This window comes from Bordetella flabilis, from assembly GCF_001676725.1.
GTDB classification, from domain to species: domain Bacteria; phylum Pseudomonadota; class Gammaproteobacteria; order Burkholderiales; family Burkholderiaceae_B; genus Bordetella_C; species Bordetella_C flabilis.
Genome location: NZ_CP016172.1, coordinates 3,011,628 through 3,030,225, shown reverse-complemented (window position 1 = coordinate 3,030,225; position 18,598 = coordinate 3,011,628). Strand labels below are relative to the sequence as shown.

Sequence of the window (18,598 nt, the reverse complement as noted above, 5' to 3'; positions counted from 1 at the left end):
AAGAGAACCCCATGAATGATTTGTTCCGACAGCAGATGGCCGCGGCCACTGCACTGACACGCAGCGGCCGATTGGGCGAGGCGACCCTGGCGATCCAGCACGCGCTACGGAGCGGCACATCGACGCTGTATCGGCCCAACCCCCGTGCGACGCCGCCGCCGGCCGCGCATGGCGGGACCGGAGCGCCGCAAGCAATGGTGCTCGATCGCCTGGACCGTGTGATCGACAGCACGGACGTTACCGAAGTTGTGGAAGCGACCGACGCAGGATCCCCGGCCCCGTCTACAGTGGTGGCCGACGCGCCGGAAGCCGAGCGCTGGATCGACGGCAGCTTCGCGCACCAGGGCCGCAAGCTGACGTATAAGCTCTATCTCCCGCCATCCTCGGCCGCCATGGCGCCCACGCCGCGTCCCATGGTCGTCATGTTGCACGGCTGCACGCAAGGCGCGGCTGATTTCGCAACCGGCACGCGCATGCATGCGCTGGCTCGAGACCTTGGCGTGGTGGTTCTTTATCCCGAACAGGACCGGCGTGCCAATCCGCAGAAATGCTGGAACTGGTTCAAGCCGCAACACCAGCAGCGCGGCCGGGGCGAGCCCGCCGTGCTGGCGGCGCTGACTCAGTCGATCGCGGCCGAATATGGCGTGGACACCGATCGCGTGTTCGTGGCGGGCCTCTCGGCGGGCGGCGCCATGGCGGAAATCGTCGGACGCTGCTATCCGGATGTGTTCGCGGCGGTAGGCGTGCATTCCGGCCTGCCAGCCGGTTCCGCGACAGACGTCATGACCGCGCTTGCCGCCATGCGCGGCGCAAGCGCGGCGCCAACGAAAAGGCAGATCGACGCTGCGGTGCCCCCCACGATTGTTTTCCACGGCGATGCGGACACCGTCGTTCATGTGAACAACGGCGCGGCGATAGTCGAGGCGGCGCGCAAGGCGAACGGAACCGAGGCTGCAGGGCCCGGGCCGGCGAGCCAGGGAGAGGGGCAATCCAGCAGGGGGCAGCGCTACACCCGCAGGGTCTACAACGACGCGGAGGGTCGGGGCAAAACGGAGTATTGGCTGTTGCATGGGGCAGGGCACGCCTGGTCCGGCGGCGATGCGCAGGGAAGCTACACGGACCCGGCCGGCGTCGATGCGAGCGCCGAGATGCTGCGATTTTTTCTGGCGCACCCGCGGCGCCGCTGATCGACGGCAGAGCAGGTTTCGGGCCATGCGTTCGCCGACACGCTATGAAACGGCACGTCACCCGCCGACATCGCGTTTCGGTCCCTGGCCCTTAACATCAGCGTCATTGAAATCGAATAGCATCGGCTGCGGTGTCGAAGCGCGAGCGGGCGCGATACGGCAACGGCGGACCCATGACCATGAAAATTCTCTATACGAATTTCCACTGTGCGAGCGGGGTAGGGGGCCATACGGCTTATGTCGCCCGCCTGGCGTCCGCCTTGGCGCAACGCCATTCCGTCAGCATCGCGGCGCCGAGCGGCAGCGCGCTGCAGCGCATAGGCCGCGGACTGCCTGGCGTCCAGACATACACCCAGGAGTTTCCCAGCCGTCTTTACCGGCTGCCGGCGGCGGTACGCCAACTGAATGGATTGTTGCGGGCGCAGCGGTACGATATCGTGCACGTCAATGGCTCCAGCGACCATCGCCTCGTCCTTCTGGCTTCCCTGACGCTGCGCAAGCGTCCGAAGATCGTGCTGACCAAGCACAACGATCATCGCATCAGCGGGCCCAGCGCATGGGTGCGCATCCTGGCCGGTACTGACCACGTGATTGCAGTCTGCGACCATGTAAAGCGCAAGCTTGCGCGCAGTCCCTATGCCAGGAGGGGCGTCACGCGGGTTTTCAATGGTATCGACACCCGCGGATTCACGCCCGCTGCGGAGGCGACGCGGCCGGCGCTGCGGGTGAAGTATTTCCAGTCGGAAATGCCCGGTCGCATCGTACTGGGGAGCAATGCCGGTACTTCGGACTACAAGGGATGGATGTACATGGTCAGGGCGGTGGCGGGGCTGCCGCCCGCCGAGCGCGATCGTTTCCATGTCGCCGTCGCGGGCGGCCGCCTCTGCGCGGCGGATCTCGACGAGGTGCGGGCCTTGAACATGCAGGAGCACTTTACGTATGTCGGCGATCTTGACGACGTGCGTCCGTTCCTGGCCGCGATCGACGTGGGTTTCGTGCTATCGCATCGGATCGAGACCATTTCGTTTGCCTGCCGCGAAATGATGGCCTGCGGCAAGCCGGTGGTGGTCACATCGCAGTCCGGCCTGCCGGAGAACATCACTGCGGGCATCGACGGCTGGGTCGTGCCGCCCCGCTCGGTTGGGGAAATCACCGAAGTCTTGAAATCCCTGCTATCGGGCGCCAAGGACACTACCCGGATGGGTGCCGCGGCGCGCAGCAAGGCCGTACGTGAATTCGGCATTGAGCCTTTTATCGCGGGCACCGAGCACGTGTATCTGGGCCTGATGAATCCACTGCCCGGCATTTTGCAGCTGTACGATCCGCGCGGCTGACCGCCAGCGAAGAAGCGCAGCGCCGCAAATCCTTCGTATCCCGCATATCGAGGCCAGCGTATCTGTCCGCGCTACAGGGTGCCGCTGCATCAACAGTCGAAATCCCGCGCCAGTTTGCGCGCCGCGCCGGCGAAGAGCAGGATATCCACGCCCGTCGCCACGAAGGTGCAACCCAGTTCCAGGTAGCGCCGCGCCAAGGCCGGATCGGACGTCAACGTACCGGCGGCCTTGCCCGACGCGACGATGATGCGCATGGCGGCTTCTATCGCCGCCTGCACATCCGGGTGGCCCGGGTTGCCGCGATGCCCCATCGAAGCGGCCAGATCGGCGGGCCCGATGAACACCCCATCCACGCCATCGGTGTCGCACAGCGCCCGCAGGTTGTGCAGCGCGGTCGTGGTTTCGGCCTGCACCAGCAGGCATATTTCGTCGTCCGCGACCGACAGGTAATCCTGGCGCAGGCTCCATTGCGACGCGCGCCCCACGGCGCTGCCCACCCCGCGGATGCCGCGAGGCGGATAGCGCGTGGCCGCGACCAGGTTGCGCGCCTGTTCCGCCGTATCGACCATGGGCACCAGCAGCGTGCGCGCGCCGATATCCAGCAGGCGCTTGATGCGGGCCGGGTCGCCGTTGACGACGCGCACCACGGGATGGGCCGGATACGCGGCCACCGCCTGCAGCGCGTGCAAGGTGCTGCGCATATCGTTGGGCGCATGTTCGCCGTCGATCAGCAGCCAGTGGAAGCCGCAAGTCGCCGCCACCTCGGCGAGATAAGGATCGGCCATGGACAGCCATAGGCCGATGCGCGGCGTTCCGGAAGCGAGCGCTTTCTTGAAAGGATTCAGGGCGGGCATGGATGGGCCTCGAATATGACGTTTGGGACAATGCCGCCGGGTCCAGGCGCCGCAGCTGGGCGAGGCGCTGGTGCAGGGCGCGGCGACGCGGAATCAACTGACGATGCCGAGATGCCACGGCACGAACTCGTGGTCGCCCAGCCCCAGGAGCTCGCTTTTCGTACGCCTGCCCGACGCGGCCATCAATATCCGCTCGAAGATGGCCTGCCCCATTTCGGCGACGGTGGATTCGCCATCCAGTACGGGGCCGCAGTCGATATCCATGTCTTCTTCCAGCCGGCGGTACATGGATGAGTTGCTGGCGAGTTTCAAGGTGGGCGCGGGCTTGGAGCCGAACATCGAGCCGCGGCCGGTGGTGAAGCAGATCAGATTCGCGCCACTGGCGATCTGGCCGGTCACCGCGACCGGATCGTAGCCCGGTGAATCCATGAACACCAGGCCCGGCTGCGTGACGGGTTCCGCATATTCGTAGACGGCCTGCAGCGGGGTGCTGCCGCCTTTCATGGCGGAGCCCAGCGACTTCTCGAAGATGTTGGCCAAGCCGCCTTGCTGGTTGCCATGGCCCACCTTGCCGTTGAACTGCGCATTCTGCCCGGCGGTGTAGCGCTCCCACCAGGCCAACCGGGCCAGGAGTTTTTCGCCGACTTCCCGGCTGACCGCGCGCCGGGTCAGCAGATATTCGACGCCATGGATCTCCGGCGTCTCGGAAAGGATGGCCGTGCCGCCGTGCCGTACCAGGATGTCCATCGCGGCGCCCAGCGCCGGGTTGGCGGTGATGCCGGAAAATCCGTCCGAACCGCCGCATTCCAGGCCTACTTTCAGATGCCGCGCCGACACCTCCGTGCGACGGCATCGATCGGCGGCGGGCAGCATGGCCTGGATGGCTTCGATGCCAGCGGCGATAGCCGCGCGCGTGCCGCCCGTATCCTGCATGACCAGGGTGCGCACGCGCGGATCATCCGCCAGGCCGTGCGTATCCACCAGCGCATCCACCTGGTTGCGCTCGCATCCCAGCCCGACGATCAGCACACCCGCCAGGTTGGGATGCCGGGCATAGCCGGCCAAGGTGCGGCGCAGTACGTCGAAGTGCTCGCTGGGCGAGGACATGCCGCATCCGCTCGTGTGCGCGAAGGCCGCCACGCCATCGACGTTGGGGTAGGGCGCGAGCCGTTCGGCATCGAAATGCGCGGCAATCTTCTTAATGACCGTCGCGGAGCAATTCACCGACGAAAGGATACCGATGAAGTTTCGCGTTCCCACCCGGCCGTCCGGACGCACATAACCCATGAAGCGGGCCTGCTGCGCTTCCGGTACATAGACGGGCGGCACGGCGTCCTGGCAAAACGCGGGATCCCGATGGAAGTCGGCCAGGTCGAGGTTGTGCGTGTGTACATGCTCGCCCGGCTCGATATCGCGGCCCGCCACGCCGATGATCACATCGTACTTGCGCACCGCTGTGCCGCGCGGGATAGGGCGCGCAGCGATCTTGTGGCCGGCCGGCACCTGCGCGCGTATCCGCAGATCCAGGCTGGGCACGGATTGCCCCAGCGCCAACGCATGGCGGGCGATCAGTACATTGTCGTTGGGATGCAGGCGGATAAGCGGGGAAGACGTCACGGTTCAGCCTTGCTGCAGCATCGCCTTCAAACGCAGGCGGTCGATGAGTTGTGTTTCCTGGCCATAGACCTGGGCGACGTAGCGTTGGTAGTCCGGCCCGTCCAGATACATGACCGGCGCATCGAGCCGGTCGGCGATCTGCCTGAACTCGGCGCTCGCGACCGCCTTGCGAAAGGCGTCGCGCAATACGTGTTCGACGGCCGGGTCCAGGCCTTTTGGCGCGCCGACTCCGTTGGGCGCCTCGACCACGACGTCGTAGCCCAGGTCTTGCAAGGTGGGACTATTGCTGAAACGCGGCGTGCGCTGGGCGCCCCAGGTGGCCAACAGCCGGAGCTTGCCGGCTTGCACCTGCGGCGCCCAGGAACTGGAGTCGGCCAGCATGTCGATCTGGCCGCCCAGCAGATCCTGCAGCGCCGGGGCGCCGCCTTTATAGGCGATCGCATTGAGCCGGATGCCGGCGGCCATGGCGAACTGCTCCATGCCGACGTGGGTAGCGCCCCCCACGCCGGCATGGCCGTAAGTCACCACGCCGGGATGGTTTTTCGCGAACTGGACCATGTCCGCCAGGCTTTTGAAGCGCGAGTCGGACTTCACCACGATGCCGAATGTCTGCCCCGAGGTCCGCGCGATATATGTGAAGTCCGTACGGGGGTCGGCAGCCAGCATGCCCAATTGCGAGAAGCGGGTCACGGAGATGGGAATCTGCCCGATGGTATAGCCGTCCGGCTTCGCGCTGGCGAGCGCCTTGGCGCCTATCATGCCCGAGGCGCCCGCGCGGTTCTCGACGACGATGGACTGGTCCAGCGCCTTTGCGGCCACCTGGCACAGCACGCGCATCGATTGGTCGGCGGTGCCGCCCACCGGCCATGGGCAGATGAACGTAATGGGACGGTCGGGAAACGCGGCGGCCCGGGCGGCGCGCGGCATGAGGGCCGCGCCGGCGGCGGCCGCCCCGCCGAGGAGTAAGGCGCGCCGCAGCGGTTGGAACGCATGAGGTTGTTTCATCGGTCTCCTCGCATTGTGGTGATCGGCCCGGGTCTGGCGCCCTGGCTTGCCCCGCAATTGTGGCGGCGGCCTACATAACATTCCATTCGAATTTCGGCATTGCTACATAACCGGAAGGTTAAGTAGACTGCGCCCATGGCCCAACTCGACCGTGTCCTGCGCAGCAACATCAAGCTGCGGCATCTGCAGCTTCTGGTGGCGCTCGACCAGTTCCGCCACCTGGGGCGCACCTCCGAACTCTTGTCCGTCAGCCAACCCGCCGTGTCGCGGATGCTGACGGAAATCGAAACCATGCTGGGCCAGGTCCTGTTCCTGCGCTCGACGCGCGGTACGGAGCCCACCCAGGCAGGCGTCGCGATGGTGCGTTTCGCGCGATCGGTGCTGGCGCAGTACGAGCGGACCCGGGACGAGATCGGCGCCCTGGAAAGCGGCGCCGTCGGGCGCGTGCGGGTGGGCGCCATGGGCGTCGCCCTCTCGCCACTGTTGGCCGACGCGGTAGAGCTGCTGAAACACCACTCGGCGCGGGCCACGGTGCTGATCGAAACGGGCGACCTGACGAACCTGTTGCCCAAGCTGCGGCTGAAGGAGATCGACCTGTTCGTGGGCCGGCTGGAGCCAGGGTATGCCTCGCCGGACCTGACGACGGAGCCGCTCTATGCGGAACCCATGGTCGCGGTGGTGGCGGCCGGACATCCCCTGGCGCGGCGCCGCAAGCCTGGCTGGGCCGACCTGGCCGCCATGCCATGCGTGATGCCGCCGCCGTGGGCGTCGCTGCGCGTGAAGCTGGAGCAGCAATTCCATCGCTACGGCGTACAGCCACCCGAAGACATCATCGAATCTTCTTCGTATCGGGCGGTCGAGGTCTTCGTAAGGCGCCGGGGCGCGGCAGGCTTCATGGCGCAAAGCGCGGCGCGGGAGGCCGAGCAGGCAGGCGCATTGTCCGTGCTGCGGCTGCAGGTGGACCTGGACCTGCCCAGCGTCGGCATCATCGCGCTGCGCGACGTCAGGCCCACCCCGGTCGCCATGCAGTTGATGCACTTTCTCAGGCTGGCCGCCGCCGAAAAGCGTCCGAGGCGAAGGGCGGGATAAGGCCTGGCGGTTCAAGCTACGGGCGTCCCGCCAGCGGCCAAGGCGGCGCGTCCGAGCCATGCGGGCGCCGGCAACGAAACAGGCCGGGGCTTCCCTGCACGTCCACGTCCTGGCGCATCAACGCGCTAGCTGCCGGCGGACTTGCGCAACAGCGTGCCCAGCGCGTAAGGTCCCGGGCCGCCCAGCACAAGCGCGATCAGGCAGGCGCCGTACAGCAGGTTGGTTTCGATACCCGGCGGCCCGAACTTTATTCCCTCCGGCGTCACGGAGACCAGCTTGACAGCCGAGAAACCATAAGGCCCGTGCACGGTAACCATGGCCACGATCAGCACGGCCAGCATGGGTATGCTGGCCCAGCGTATCCCGATTCCGAGCAGTACCGCCAGGCCGCCACCGATCTCCGCGAGTATGGTGAGCCATGCCATCGGATGCGGCCCGGGCACGCCCAGGTTGTGCAATACGTTGGCGAAGCCGGCGGGGTTGCCGAGCTTGGCATAGCCGTGCCAGATGAAGCCGTAGCCCACCATCAGGCGCAGGGCCAGTTGGGACCAGGACATGTAGAGCGATGCGTTGGTGACTGCCGCCGGCTGGGGCATGCCAAGAAGCTGGAAAGTGCTGCGCATAAGGTGGGCCTCCCGAGGCGTGGTGTGCGAGCGTTGTAAGTAGGCCGTTGCAAGCGTCCTTGCTTGTCTTTCGCGCCGGGAGGCGTGAAGGTTACAGGCGGCCCGCACATTGCGCGCCGCGCTCGCGACGAATGGTATGCCGGCCAGGTCGCCAGGTTCACCAACGCAACAGACGCGGCCCGAGCAACGCGCCCAGCAGGCCGGCCGCCCCGATGCCGGCCGTATACCAGACCGCGACGAAGGCCGGCGAAAGTTCCGGGCAGGCCAACGAATAGCCCGCCGCACCGAGGGCGCCGGCCAGCAGGCCCCCGCCGAAACCCGCCCTGCGCAACCGGGTCGGGGCCAGGCCGCGCATGGCGTGGATGATGGCGACGAGCGCGGGCAGCGACAGGCACAGGACATAAATCGGGCAAACCATCCAGGTACTCCCCAGCACGGCATGCAGGCGCTCGCCGGCAGGCGCCAGGACCACGACCGCCGCGCCGACCAGCGCCATGGCCCCGACGGCGCATCCCAGCGCTTGGGCCGGAGTGCGGACCCGGGCGGCAGGGCGAGCCAGGCGGGCCGTCAGCAAACCGGTCGTGCCGACCATGATGGCGGCGTAGGCCAGCTTGATCCAGAACCCCGCCTGCAGCAGCATCCAGTGCGGGACGGGACCGATCACGGCCAGGGCCAGCACGCCGCTGCAGAGGATGCCGATGGACGCGGCCGGCCCCAGTCGCCGGGCCACGACCCCTCGCGGCGCCGGCCCGGCGCCTTGCGCCAGCATGTCTATCAAGGAGTCGGTTTTCATCGATGATCGCCTTTGACCATATTGGCCAGTCGTTTCAGCCCACGGTGGACCTGCACCTTGACCGCCGCCGGCGAGCTGCCGGTGCGCTGCGAGGCTTCGGACACCGACAGCCCCTGGACCTTGGTCAGCAGGATGGCCTGGCGCTGGGCCGCGGGCAACAGCGCCATAAGGGCTTGCAGATCGCGTTGGGCGTCGCTCGCGGCGGCGGCGCCGGCATCGTGCGCGAACAGGGACTCGTCCACGTCGTCCAGGTCTTCGTGCCGGGCGCCGGCGCGCGCATGCCGGCGCCAGAAATCGGCCACCTTGTGGCGCGCGATCGCCGTCACCCACGCGCTGACGGCATAGGCCGGGTCGTAGGTACCGCGCTGCAAATGCAGCGCGAGCAGCGTTTCCTGCAGGACGTCTTCGATGTCGTCAGGGTACGGCGACATCCGGCGGCGCAAATAGGCGCGCAGGGCGTCAGCGATACCGCGCAAGGCCTCGCGATAGGCCGCCTCATCGCCGGCTTGCGCGCGTAGCCAGCGCTCCCTCAGGGCCGCCTCGTATGCATACTCGCCACTGTTCGCGCTCATGTTGTTGAATGTGCCGCACGCATACCGGATCGACGCCGACGCAGGGACACCCAGCCGCAGGCGCACCCAGCCATAGGGGCACCCAGCGTAACCAGACCGTGGCCGAGGGAATGTAAATTTTTCGTTATAGGGTTGGTGGCTACCGGCAGAAGCGCCGTACCACCGCGCCGCCCGTTCAGCCCTTGCCGTTGCGGGACCGTCGCGACCCGCACATGGGCGCAACGGCGCCGGCACGTTATGCGATCGGCTTCCCGTAGTGATGCGGGGTAAGCGCCTCGAAAGCCAGGGCGAGCCTGAGCAGATCGGGGTCCTTGCCCAGGGACCCGATGAACTGGATGCCTATCGGAAGGCCGGCGGCATCGAAGCCGTTCGGCAGGCTGATTGCCGGATTACCGGTCATGTTGAAAGGCATCGTCCATGGGAACCAGTTGCTGCGGATACCTTCGATACGGCGACCCGCGATCTCGAAGGGCGAAAACAGATCCTGGTCCAGGGGCAGGGCGGGGCGGAGCAGCGTCGGGGTAACCAGGACGTCCGCATCGCCCAACAGCCTTTCGACATGACGGAACAGGCGCGTGCGGCTGAACATGGCTTCCTGATAGTCCGCCGCCGTGTATTCCCCTGCGGATTCGATCTGGCGGATGAACGTGGCGCTGAAGTCCGCCGGCCGCTCCTGGACCAGCTTGCCGAATCGCGTCCGCCATACGGTGTGATTGATGGTGCGCCAGATCGGCTCGACGTCGAATTCGTCGCCTGCCTCGAACGCCTCGATCCTGGCCCCGGCGTCGGCCATGATGTCCAGCGCCGCGTGGAAAGCCTGTTCGACTGCGGGCTCCACCAGTTTTCCGCGTGGCGCCAGGCAGTACTTGATCCTGCTTCCCTGGAAGGACGGCGCTGTTTCGTTATCGTGAAGCGACGCGGCGCCGCGCGTCATGGACCAGGGATCGCAGCCATGCTCGCCCGCCATCGCGTCCAGCATGAGCACCGTGTCCATGACGGTACGGGACATCGGCGTGACGTAGGTCTGGTTCCCGTAGGCGTCGAGGGCCTGGCTATGCGGCACCACGCCCAGGCTTTGCTTCAGGCCGACGACACCATTGGCCGATGCGGGTATGCGGGTGGAGCCGCCGCCATCCGTGGCGATGCCGATGGCGCCGATGCCGCAGGCGACGGCGACCGCCGCGCCACCGCTCGATCCTCCGCTGGAGCGTTCCGCGCTCCAGGCGTTGCGCGTGTCGCCGAACAGGGGCGAGCGGGTAATCGACTGGCTACCGAATTCCGGTGTCGTCGTTTTGCCGAACAGGATGGCGCCGGCCTGCTTCAACCGCGACACCGCAACGGCATCCTGTTCGGGCACATGGTCCTTGTAGACGACGGTGCCATACGTCGTGCGGATGCCCGCGGTATCGACCAGGTCCTTGGCCGCGTATGGCACTCCGTGCAGCGGTCCGCGGTAGTGGCCCGCCATGATCTCGCGTTCAGCCGCGCGTGCCGCCGCCATGGCCTCGTCCCCGCACAGCGTAATGAAGCAGTTCAGCGATTGCTGGAGGCGTTCGGCGCGATCCAGCGTCGCCCGGGTGACCTCGACCGGGGAGAGCTCCTTGCCCCTGATCAACTTGCCGAGCTCGACGGCTGACAGATAGCTCAAGTCGTTCATATCATCCTCGCATCGAATTGTCCGGTCTGGCGCCGGGTACGCCCGATAGACCCGCGCCTGCCCGGCATGCGCGACGGGCCCGTGCAGCGTTCCGGGCTCGCGCAAAACGCCTGCGCCGCAGTGCGCTTGCCGGGGGTAAGTACCGATGTAGACGCAAGTACGACGCACTTAGTATCCCAGAAATCCATAGGATGCCGATCGAAAAGCGCGGCACGGAGAGGAGGTTCCATGCGAGTGCGGTTCATGACGCAATGTTCCACGACCACGCCGGTGTTGACCGTCGTGGGACTTCCATCCCGTCCATGGACGACGGCCTGGCGCAAGCGCGTCGGGCAGCTCGGGCGCGCGGCGGGGCGAGCCGCCTGCGGCCTGCTGCTCGCAGCGTCCGCCGCGCATGCGCAGCAGGCCGCTCCTTCCAACGGGCTGCCTAATGGACTGATCAAGATCGTAGTGGGGTTCGCGCCGGGTGGCGCCGCCGACCTGACGGCTCGCACGTTTGCCGAGCAATTGTCCAAAGAAGGCGTGAAGGAAGTCATCGTCGAGAACCGCCCGGGGGCTTCCAGCCGGATCGCCAATACCTATGTACAACGTGCGGCGCCGGATGGCCTGACCTTGCTGCTCGCCACCTCGCCCGCCTTCACGATCTATCCGCACACCTACAAGAACCTGGGCTACGACGGCGACAAGGACTTCCGTCCGATCGCGCTGCTGGTCGATATCCCGACCGCCATCGTGACCGGCGCGGACCAGCCGTACAGCAATATGAGCGAATATGTCGCCTGGGCGAAGCAGCATCCCGGCAAGGCCACGCTCGGCCTGGCGGCGCAAGGCAGTTCCGGCCAACTGGGCGCGATCGCGCTGGGCAAGGCGATTGGCGTGGAATTCGCCCCGGTCGTCTACAAGGGCGCGTCCCTCATGCTGCTGGACGTGGTCAGCTCGCGCGTCTCCATGGGCTGGGATGCGGCGGCGAGCATGGTGCCGCTGTACCAGGGCGGCAAGATCAAGTTCCTGGGATTGAGCGGCTCGGAGCGGCTGGCCTCGCTGCCCGGCGTGCCGACCGCCAAGGAGCAGGGCTTCCCGCAGTTCGAAGCGGCCACCAGCTTCTATGCGGTATTCGCGCCTGCCGGCCTGCCGGACAAGACCGCCGCGGCACTGGAGCGTGCTTTCCTGCAGGCCGCCCGGGATCCGGGCCTGGTGAAAAGGCTGCAGGATAACGGCTTGATCGTGAAACCCATGGATCATGCGCAGTTGGCGGCTCGCGTCCGTACCGAGCGTGCGTTCTGGGCGCCCATCGCAAAGGAATCCGGCATTGTGTTCGAGTGAATCGGAGGGCTTGGCCAGGATCCGGCCTGGCCAGCACTGCAAATAAGAATAATTCTTGGTATCATCGGCGGCTATCCGTCGATGGCGGCCTGTTGATGCCGGCGCGCTATCGGCTTTCTTCCTGCTTGTGCCGCAGGAGCGATCCGACATGTCCGCCGCTACGCTTCGAGTTCTCTATGAAGACAACCACGACTGGCTCTGCCAGTGGTTGCGCCGGCGCCTGGGTTGCAGCGACGAAGCGGCGGACCTGGCGCACGATACTTTCCTGCGCGTGCTGCGCAAGCCGGAAGAACTTCCAGGCGTGCGCGAGCCGCGCGCCTACCTGACCACCATCGCGCGCGGCTTGCTGAACGACCATTGGCGGCGCCGCTCGCTGGAACGCGCGTGGCTGGAGGCCGCCGCCGCGCTGCCCGCCGAATTCGCGGTGTCGCCGGAAGCGTTGCTATCGATGCAGCAGGCGCTGCATCGGCTGGACCGCATGCTGGCGAACCTGGCGCCCAAGGCCAGGGAAGTGTTCGTGCTGTCGCAACTGGAAGGCCTGAGCTACGCCCAAATCGCGGCACGCCTGGACCTGTGCGACCGGACCATCAAACGGTACATGGCGCAGGGTTTCGAACTATGCCTGACGCTGATGGAGTAGGCCGCCATGCCGGCTAGCGGTTCTCCGGGGCGCGGCGCCACCGGTCCGGGCGCCATGGACCCCGACGTCATACGGGAAGCCGCCCGCTGGCTGGTCCGGCTGCATTCCGGCGAGGCCGGGCCGGAGGACCATGCCGCCCTGGAGCGCTGGCGGCGCACCGATCCTCGCCATGAACTCGCCTGGCAGCGGGCGGAATGCCTGAGCCGGGAGTTTGGCGCCATCCCGCCCCGGCTGGGCGTCCCGGTGCTTACCCGGCGGTCTGGATTGAACCGGCGGGCGCTGATCAAGACACTGGCCGTACTGGGGACGGCGTTGCCGGTCGGATGGCTGGTCTACCGCGATGCGGCCTGGTTCATGGGCGAGGGCGCTTATCGCACCGCGGTCGGGGAGAGCCGCGACCTGCTGCTTGCCGACGGCAGCCGTATCCAGCTCAATACGTCGACCGACCTTCAAGTCCGGTATTCCGACGCCGCGCGCCTGCTGCAGCTGCGGCGCGGCGAGATCTACATACAGACGGCGGCGGATGCCCAGGCCGCCGCGCGGCCATTCCTGGTCGACACGGCCATGGGACGCCTGCGTGCGCTGGGCACGCGCTTCGTCGTCAAGCAGGTGACGGGCGACGAGACCTGTCTGTCGGTGCTGGAGCATCGGGTGGAAGTCACCCTGCGCTCGGATGGTTCGCGCCGGATCGTGGACCCGGGAAAAGAAATCCGCTTCACGGCCGCCGGCTTCAGGACGCCGCCCGTCGCGCGTCCGTCCACCGATGCCCGGGCCGCGGCGGACCCGCCAGGCTGGACACGTGGTGTGCTCCAGGCCGATGACATGCGGCTGGACGCCTTCCTGGACGAACTATCGCGCTATCGGCGTGGCGTCATCCGCTGCGACCCGGACGTGGCGGCGTTGAAGGTGTCAGGCGTTTTCCGGCTTGCCGATACGGACCATATCCTCGCCGTGGTGGGCCAGACGCTGCCGGTCCGGGTGCTGTGGCACACCCGCTATTGGGTCACGGTGACGACCAAGGCCACTTAGCGTTGAAGCAGAACGGTATTCGTATTAATTTGTTGCACTTTCCCCGGCCTTCGCATGTCCCTTTTCCGTTTGCTCATTCGGCAGACGGCGCATTGATGAACCGCATGCGAGAGGGAACTGAAAAGTGCGAACGGCCTATGAACCTGCCCGAGGCGCCGCGACATTGGCGCGCATCCTGAAGCCCGGGACGGTGCGCATCGCATTGTCGGCATGGGTGGCCTGCGTCGCGGCGGCGGGGGCGCTACACGCGCCGGGCGCCCTGGCGCAGACCGTGCCGCCCGCGGCCGCACGCAGCTTCGACATTCCCGCCGGATCCCTGGCACAGGTGTTGTCCGCCTTCGGCAGGGTGGCGGATGTGACGGTGTCCTTTCGGCCCGAAGACGCCGCCGGCCTGGACAGCGACGGCCTGCAGGGCAACTACACCGTGGCGGATGGCCTGCAACGGTTGCTGCAAGGTACCGGCCTGACGGCCGTGCCGCAGCCTGGCGAGGGTTACGTCGTGCGCGGTCCTGCGCCGGTAGCGGTGAACAGCGGGACGGGCGCCACGGCTTCGGCCGCGGGCGCAGGCGTCGAACACGCCCCCACCGCCACGCTGGAAGCGATCCAGGTCAGCGGCGATTGGCTGGGCACGGGGCTGGAGAACAGCGTGCAGACCTTCGGCGGCGCGCGCACCCTGGTGCAGCGGCAGGAGATCGTCGACAGCGGTGCGACCAATGTCGCCGATGTGCTGCGCCGCGTTCCCGGCGTGCAGATCAGCGGCAGCACCAGCGCGACCGGCAGTTCGGTGGGCTTGCATGTGGGGATACGCGGCCTGAATCCCCGTAATTCCGCTCGTACCACGATGCTGCTGGACGGCATACCGATGGCCATGGCGCCGTATGGGCAGCCCAATCTCGTCATGTCGCCCGTCAGCCTGGGCAATATCGAGTCGATCGACGTGGTGCGCGGCGGCGGCGCGGTGCGCTACGGCCCGCAGAACGTCGGTGGCATCATCAATTTCAAGACGCGCTCGATCCCCGCCGCGAACGCAGGGCTGGTCGCCGATGCCTCCGCACGCTACAACGTCTTCAGCCACGGCGGCGCCAATACCCAATACACGACCTTCCTCGGCACCCAGATGGACAACGGCCTGGGCGTGGCGCTGCTGTACTCGGGCATGGACGGGGAACAGTGGCGTGACGGCAGCCATGACCGCTATAACGACGTGGCCCTGAAGTGGCGCTACGAGATCAGCCCCACGTCCGAGGTGTATGGGAAGTTCGCCCACTACGACGTGAAGTCGATGACCCCCGGCGGGTTGACGGTGGACGAGTACCGGCAGGATCCGTTCCAGAACACCCACCCCACCGACTACTGGAAGGGCCAGCGTGACCAGATCGACATCGGTTACCTGAACACGATTTCCGATACGCAGGAATTCGAAACGCGCATCTACCACTACGACAGCTCGCGCCAGAGTTCGCTGATCAACACGGACCTGAACCGCAACGATTTCCAGCCGCGCAACAACCAGGTCCTGGGCATCGAACCGCGCTACACCCAGCGGGTGGAGTGGGGGTCGACGACGCACGATGTGACGGTGGGCTATCGCTACATCCGCGAAACGGGGCAGGACAGGCGTTATTCGACGTCGTTGGCGACAGGGAATCGCGTGGGGACCACCCAGGTGTTCGACAACGGCACGCGGGCCCATTCCTTCTACCTGGATGACCGCATCGCCTACGGCAATTGGCGTGTCACGCCGGGCATCCGCTACGAGAAAATCGAGAGCGACCGCGAACCGAGCGGCACGGCGGACGACTCGACTTTCCATGTGCGCAACAACAAGGGCCTGCCATCGCTGAATGTCGCCTACCTAGTCAATGACAAGCTGACGCTGTACACCAACTACAGCACGTCTTTTGGCGCCGTCCAGTACACGCAGTTGAACTCGATGTCCGACGCCAATCCCTTGAAGCCGGAAATCGCCAAGACGGTGGAAGCAGGCTTTCGCTACACGGGCGAGCAGACCCACACCGAGCTGACGGTATTCAACCTGCGCTTCGATAACCAGATCCTGTCGATTCCCGGCACCAATCCGGCGGTCTTCCGCAACCTGGGCGCCACCACCCATAACGGCGTGGAATTCGCCATCGACTACGATTTCGACAGGGCGGGCCCCCTGGCGGGCCTGAACCTGTATGCCAACTACACCTATGTGCGCGCCATCCAGAAATCCGGCGAGGACGAAGGCAACGACGTGCCGTTCTACTCGCGCCAGACCGGCACGCTGGGCGGCCGCTACAGCATCCGCAACTGGGCGTTCAATGTCTTCACCACCGCGCAGAGCAGCCAGTACTCGGACACCGCCAACACCGGCCCGGAGACGCCCGACGCGATGGACGGCCGCGTCCCCGGCTTCAGCGTCTGGAACGCGCAACTGAGCTACAAGATCCCGTCTTGGAAAGGGAGCGAGCTTGCGTTGGGAGTAAACAACCTGTTCGACCGGCGCTATTACACCCGCAACACGGATACCAACGGCGGCCGCATGGTCGGCGCGCCGCGCATGGTCTACGTGCAGGCACGCCTGGCCTATTGACGCGCGAACCGCCGATGATGCCTCGCCGCGCCGTCCCGGGCTGAACGCGCCATGCAAGCGCTGCGCACCCTGTGGATCCGATGCCACCGCTGGACCGCCTTGTGCCTGGGGTGGGTACTGGTCATGTCCGGGGTGACGGGCTCGCTGCTGGTCGTGGCACGCCCGTTGGACCGCTGGCTGCACCCGGCGTATTTCGTCGCGGTCACGCCTGCGGGGGAAGCGGATGCGCGGTCGCCGGTGTCGCTCGAAGCGCTGCGCCAGCGCCTGGCAGGCGAGTTCGGCGCGCGCGCGTCCTTTACGTTCGCGCCGCCGCGGGAACCGGGCGACACCCTGCAGGTGCTGGTTCGCGCGGCCTGGCGCGGCACGCTGTACCTGGATCCCGCGACGGGCGCAGAGCAGGGCCGGCGCGGCGCGAACGAGGGTGTGGTGGCGCTGCTGTACGGGTTGCATAGCGCGCTATGGATGGACCAGACCGGCAAGGCCGTACTGGCCTGCGCCGCGCTGTCCTACCTGGTATTGCTCATGACCGGCGCGATTTTGTGGTGGCCGCGCAAGTGGCCGCCGTCCTTGGGCGTGGCGTTCGGCAAGGGATGGACGCGCGCGCTCTTCGATGTGCACCGTACCGGCGGCGTGGTGCTGGGACTGGCGCTGGCGCTCTGCATCGCGACGGGCGCCTACCTGGCATGGCGGCCGATCGGCGGCTGGATCACCTGGCTGAGCGGCGAGCCGCGCACGGCGGCCCCCGCCTTGCCCGCGGCATCCGGGGCGGCGCAGGCCAGCGCGGCAGCGGCGTCCCTGGACGAACTCGCCGCGCGCGCGCAGGCCGCCTTGCCCGAGGGCGCCATAGGCTATTTCCTGTACTCGCCGCGCCTGGATCGGCCGCTGGCGGTGCGTATGCGTGTTCCCGACGATCCTCACCCCAACGGCCGTTCCACGGTCTGGCTTGATCCCCGTAGCGGCGCCGTGCTCGCCATACACCGTTGGAATGAACTGGACCCCGGTACGCGGGTGAACTCCTACATCTACCCGTTGCACACCGGCGAGCTCGGCGGCGTCGCGTGGCAGGCGGCCGTGGCGATGCTGGGCCTCACCCTGGCGGCGCTGGGCGGCAGCGGCATCTGGCTGTGGTGGCGTCGGCGCATGGCGCGACGGCGAACGGGCCGCATGGCGCGTATGGGCAACATGGGGCGTATGGCCGAGTAGGGGGACGTGGACCGATCGCCGCTTGCATAGCTGCTTTGCCGTCCCCGGCATGGCGCCCGAGGCGGGATGGCACCTACCATGCTGCTCACCAGAACAAGCAGAACGCTGAGGAGACAGCATGAGACTGGCACGTGCGCTGGCCATCCTGGGACTGTGCGCCGCTTTGCCCTGGGCCGCCGGGGCAGCGGGTTACCCGGATCACCCCATCCGCCTGGTCGTGCCTTTTCCGGCGGGCGGGGCCACCGATTTGATGGCGCGCGCGCTGGCGCAGGACCTGGGGGCAAGGCTGGGACAGAGCGTGGTGGTGGAGAACCGCGGCGGAGCGGGCGGCGCCATTGGCGCAGAGACCGTCGCCAGCGCCGCCCCGGACGGCTACACCCTGCTGTATTCCACCATGGGCGTGCTGACGATCAACCCATCCCTGTACGCGAAGCTGCGCTATGACCCGCAAAAGAGTTTCGCGCCCATCTCGCTGACCAACCTGACCTCCAACCTGCTGGTGGTCAGCAAGGATCTCCCGGTGAACTCCGTGGCCGAGCTGGCGGCGCTGGCGCGCCAACGCCCCGGTGAGTTGACCTTCAGTTCTTCGGGCAATGGCACGACCAGCCACCTGGCCGGCGAGATGTTCAAGTCGACCGCCGGCGTGGACATCCGGCACATTCCGTACAAGGGCACGTCGGGGGCCATCAACGATTTCCTGGCCGGCCGCATCTCCATGATGATCGACACGTCGTCGAACTTCATCGAGCAGGTCAAGGAAGGAAAGATCAAGGCGCTGGGCGTCACCCGGCGTGAGCGCCTGCCGGTGCTGCCCGATGTGCCCGCGATCTCCGAAACGCCGGGTTTCGAGGGGTATGAGGTCAGCTTGTGGTCAGGGGTACTGGCGCCGGCCGGCACGCCGCGGCCGATCATCGATCGCCTGAACCGCGACATCGCCGCGGTGATGTCGGCGCCCGCCATGACGCAGCGCATGGCAGCCTATGGCATCGAGACCACTCACAGTACGCCCGAGGCGTTCGCCGAGCGTATCCGCAACGACACGCAGAAATGGGCGCGCATCATACGCGACTCCGGCGCACGCGCCGACTGAAGCC

General features: G+C 66.8%; 16 protein-coding genes. 9 read left to right on the top strand and 7 right to left on the bottom strand.

The genetic code is table 11. The features are described from left to right. The first annotated feature begins 11 nt into the window (after positions 1 to 11). Positions 12 to 1,187, top strand: a complete 1,176-nt coding sequence (locus tag BAU07_RS13220) for an extracellular catalytic domain type 1 short-chain-length polyhydroxyalkanoate depolymerase (protein WP_066658423.1) — start codon at positions 12 to 14, stop codon at positions 1,185 to 1,187. Between the two features lie 173 nt (positions 1,188 to 1,360). After that, the gene (locus BAU07_RS13215; protein WP_232338120.1) at positions 1,361 to 2,521 is read left to right on the top strand and encodes a glycosyltransferase family 4 protein; all 1,161 of its coding nucleotides are present in this window, start codon (positions 1,361 to 1,363) and stop codon (positions 2,519 to 2,521) included. 89 nt (positions 2,522 to 2,610) lie between these two features. Here BAU07_RS13215 and BAU07_RS13210 read toward each other — a convergent pair whose 3' ends face one another. From BAU07_RS13210 to BAU07_RS13200, 3 genes are all read right to left on the bottom strand, one after another. Beyond that, positions 2,611 to 3,375: an aldolase/citrate lyase family protein gene (locus BAU07_RS13210; RefSeq protein ID WP_066658420.1), complete on the bottom strand. Its 765-nt coding sequence runs from the start codon at positions 3,373 to 3,375 to the stop codon at positions 2,611 to 2,613. Positions 3,376 to 3,468: 93 nt separating this feature from the next. Further along, positions 3,469 to 4,992, bottom strand: a complete 1,524-nt coding sequence (locus BAU07_RS13205; protein WP_066658410.1) for a UxaA family hydrolase — start codon at positions 4,990 to 4,992, stop codon at positions 3,469 to 3,471. Positions 4,993 to 4,995: 3 nt separating this feature from the next. After that, entirely contained in the window at positions 4,996 to 5,997 is a 1,002-nt protein-coding gene (locus BAU07_RS13200; RefSeq protein ID WP_066658408.1) for a tripartite tricarboxylate transporter substrate binding protein, read from the bottom strand. Between the two features lie 135 nt (positions 5,998 to 6,132). Here BAU07_RS13200 and BAU07_RS13195 point away from each other — a divergent pair, with 135 nt between their 5' ends. Then, positions 6,133 to 7,086: a LysR substrate-binding domain-containing protein gene (locus BAU07_RS13195; RefSeq protein WP_066658406.1), complete on the top strand. Its 954-nt coding sequence runs from the start codon at positions 6,133 to 6,135 to the stop codon at positions 7,084 to 7,086. Positions 7,087 to 7,211: 125 nt separating this feature from the next. Here BAU07_RS13195 and BAU07_RS13190 read toward each other — a convergent pair whose 3' ends face one another. From BAU07_RS13190 to BAU07_RS13175, 4 genes are all read right to left on the bottom strand, one after another. After that, positions 7,212 to 7,709, bottom strand: a complete 498-nt coding sequence (locus tag BAU07_RS13190) for a DoxX family protein (protein ID WP_198168793.1) — start codon at positions 7,707 to 7,709, stop codon at positions 7,212 to 7,214. 157 nt (positions 7,710 to 7,866) lie between these two features. Beyond that, positions 7,867 to 8,502 (bottom strand): DUF1109 domain-containing protein, encoded by a 636-nt coding sequence (locus BAU07_RS13185; RefSeq protein WP_066658404.1) that lies wholly within the window; start codon positions 8,500 to 8,502, stop codon positions 7,867 to 7,869. Further along, the gene (locus BAU07_RS13180) at positions 8,499 to 9,074 is read right to left on the bottom strand and encodes a sigma-70 family RNA polymerase sigma factor (protein WP_066658398.1); all 576 of its coding nucleotides are present in this window, start codon (positions 9,072 to 9,074) and stop codon (positions 8,499 to 8,501) included. Before BAU07_RS13180 ends, BAU07_RS13185 begins: the two co-directional genes overlap by 4 nt. 235 nt (positions 9,075 to 9,309) lie before the next feature. After that, positions 9,310 to 10,731, bottom strand: coding sequence for an amidase (locus tag BAU07_RS13175; RefSeq protein ID WP_066658395.1), 1,422 nt, complete (start codon positions 10,729 to 10,731; stop codon positions 9,310 to 9,312). Positions 10,732 to 10,959: 228 nt separating this feature from the next. Here BAU07_RS13175 and BAU07_RS13170 point away from each other — a divergent pair, with 228 nt between their 5' ends. The 6 genes from BAU07_RS13170 (at position 10,960) to BAU07_RS13145 (ending at position 18,594) form a co-directional block, all read left to right on the top strand. After that, positions 10,960 to 12,054 (top strand): Bug family tripartite tricarboxylate transporter substrate binding protein, encoded by a 1,095-nt coding sequence (locus BAU07_RS13170; RefSeq protein ID WP_198168792.1) that lies wholly within the window; start codon positions 10,960 to 10,962, stop codon positions 12,052 to 12,054. Positions 12,055 to 12,202: 148 nt separating this feature from the next. Beyond that, the gene (locus tag BAU07_RS13165; protein ID WP_066658393.1) at positions 12,203 to 12,694 is read left to right on the top strand and encodes a sigma-70 family RNA polymerase sigma factor; all 492 of its coding nucleotides are present in this window, start codon (positions 12,203 to 12,205) and stop codon (positions 12,692 to 12,694) included. A gap of 6 nt (positions 12,695 to 12,700) precedes the next feature. Continuing rightward, a complete protein-coding gene (locus tag BAU07_RS13160) occupies positions 12,701 to 13,723 on the top strand; it encodes a FecR domain-containing protein (protein ID WP_084025706.1) in 1,023 nt (340 codons plus the stop codon). 124 nt (positions 13,724 to 13,847) lie between these two features. Continuing rightward, the gene (locus BAU07_RS13155; RefSeq protein ID WP_415830231.1) at positions 13,848 to 16,301 is read left to right on the top strand and encodes a TonB-dependent siderophore receptor; all 2,454 of its coding nucleotides are present in this window, start codon (positions 13,848 to 13,850) and stop codon (positions 16,299 to 16,301) included. 51 nt (positions 16,302 to 16,352) lie between these two features. After that, positions 16,353 to 17,504, top strand: a complete 1,152-nt coding sequence (locus BAU07_RS13150) for a PepSY-associated TM helix domain-containing protein (protein ID WP_066658391.1) — start codon at positions 16,353 to 16,355, stop codon at positions 17,502 to 17,504. Positions 17,505 to 17,622: 118 nt separating this feature from the next. Then, the gene (locus BAU07_RS13145; protein ID WP_066658388.1) at positions 17,623 to 18,594 is read left to right on the top strand and encodes a tripartite tricarboxylate transporter substrate binding protein; all 972 of its coding nucleotides are present in this window, start codon (positions 17,623 to 17,625) and stop codon (positions 18,592 to 18,594) included. The last annotated feature ends 4 nt before the right edge of the window (positions 18,595 to 18,598 follow it).

Coding starts and splice junctions, on each gene's coding strand:
- BAU07_RS13175 (WP_066658395.1), bottom strand. CDS start 10,731: ATGAACGACTTGAGCTATCTGTCAGCCGTCGAGCTCGGCAAGTTGATC.
- BAU07_RS13160 (WP_084025706.1), top strand. CDS start 12,701: ATGCCGGCTAGCGGTTCTCCGGGGCGCGGCGCCACCGGTCCGGGCGCC.
- BAU07_RS13180 (WP_066658398.1), bottom strand. CDS start 9,074: ATGAGCGCGAACAGTGGCGAGTATGCATACGAGGCGGCCCTGAGGGAG.
- BAU07_RS13220 (WP_066658423.1), top strand. CDS start 12: ATGAATGATTTGTTCCGACAGCAGATGGCCGCGGCCACTGCACTGACA.
- BAU07_RS13195 (WP_066658406.1), top strand. CDS start 6,133: ATGGCCCAACTCGACCGTGTCCTGCGCAGCAACATCAAGCTGCGGCAT.
- BAU07_RS13190 (WP_198168793.1), bottom strand. CDS start 7,709: ATGCGCAGCACTTTCCAGCTTCTTGGCATGCCCCAGCCGGCGGCAGTC.
- BAU07_RS13150 (WP_066658391.1), top strand. CDS start 16,353: ATGCAAGCGCTGCGCACCCTGTGGATCCGATGCCACCGCTGGACCGCC.
- BAU07_RS13200 (WP_066658408.1), bottom strand. CDS start 5,997: ATGAAACAACCTCATGCGTTCCAACCGCTGCGGCGCGCCTTACTCCTC.
- BAU07_RS13145 (WP_066658388.1), top strand. CDS start 17,623: ATGAGACTGGCACGTGCGCTGGCCATCCTGGGACTGTGCGCCGCTTTG.
- BAU07_RS13210 (WP_066658420.1), bottom strand. CDS start 3,375: ATGCCCGCCCTGAATCCTTTCAAGAAAGCGCTCGCTTCCGGAACGCCG.
- BAU07_RS13165 (WP_066658393.1), top strand. CDS start 12,203: ATGTCCGCCGCTACGCTTCGAGTTCTCTATGAAGACAACCACGACTGG.
- BAU07_RS13185 (WP_066658404.1), bottom strand. CDS start 8,502: ATGAAAACCGACTCCTTGATAGACATGCTGGCGCAAGGCGCCGGGCCG.
- BAU07_RS13215 (WP_232338120.1), top strand. CDS start 1,361: ATGACCATGAAAATTCTCTATACGAATTTCCACTGTGCGAGCGGGGTA.
- BAU07_RS13170 (WP_198168792.1), top strand. CDS start 10,960: ATGCGAGTGCGGTTCATGACGCAATGTTCCACGACCACGCCGGTGTTG.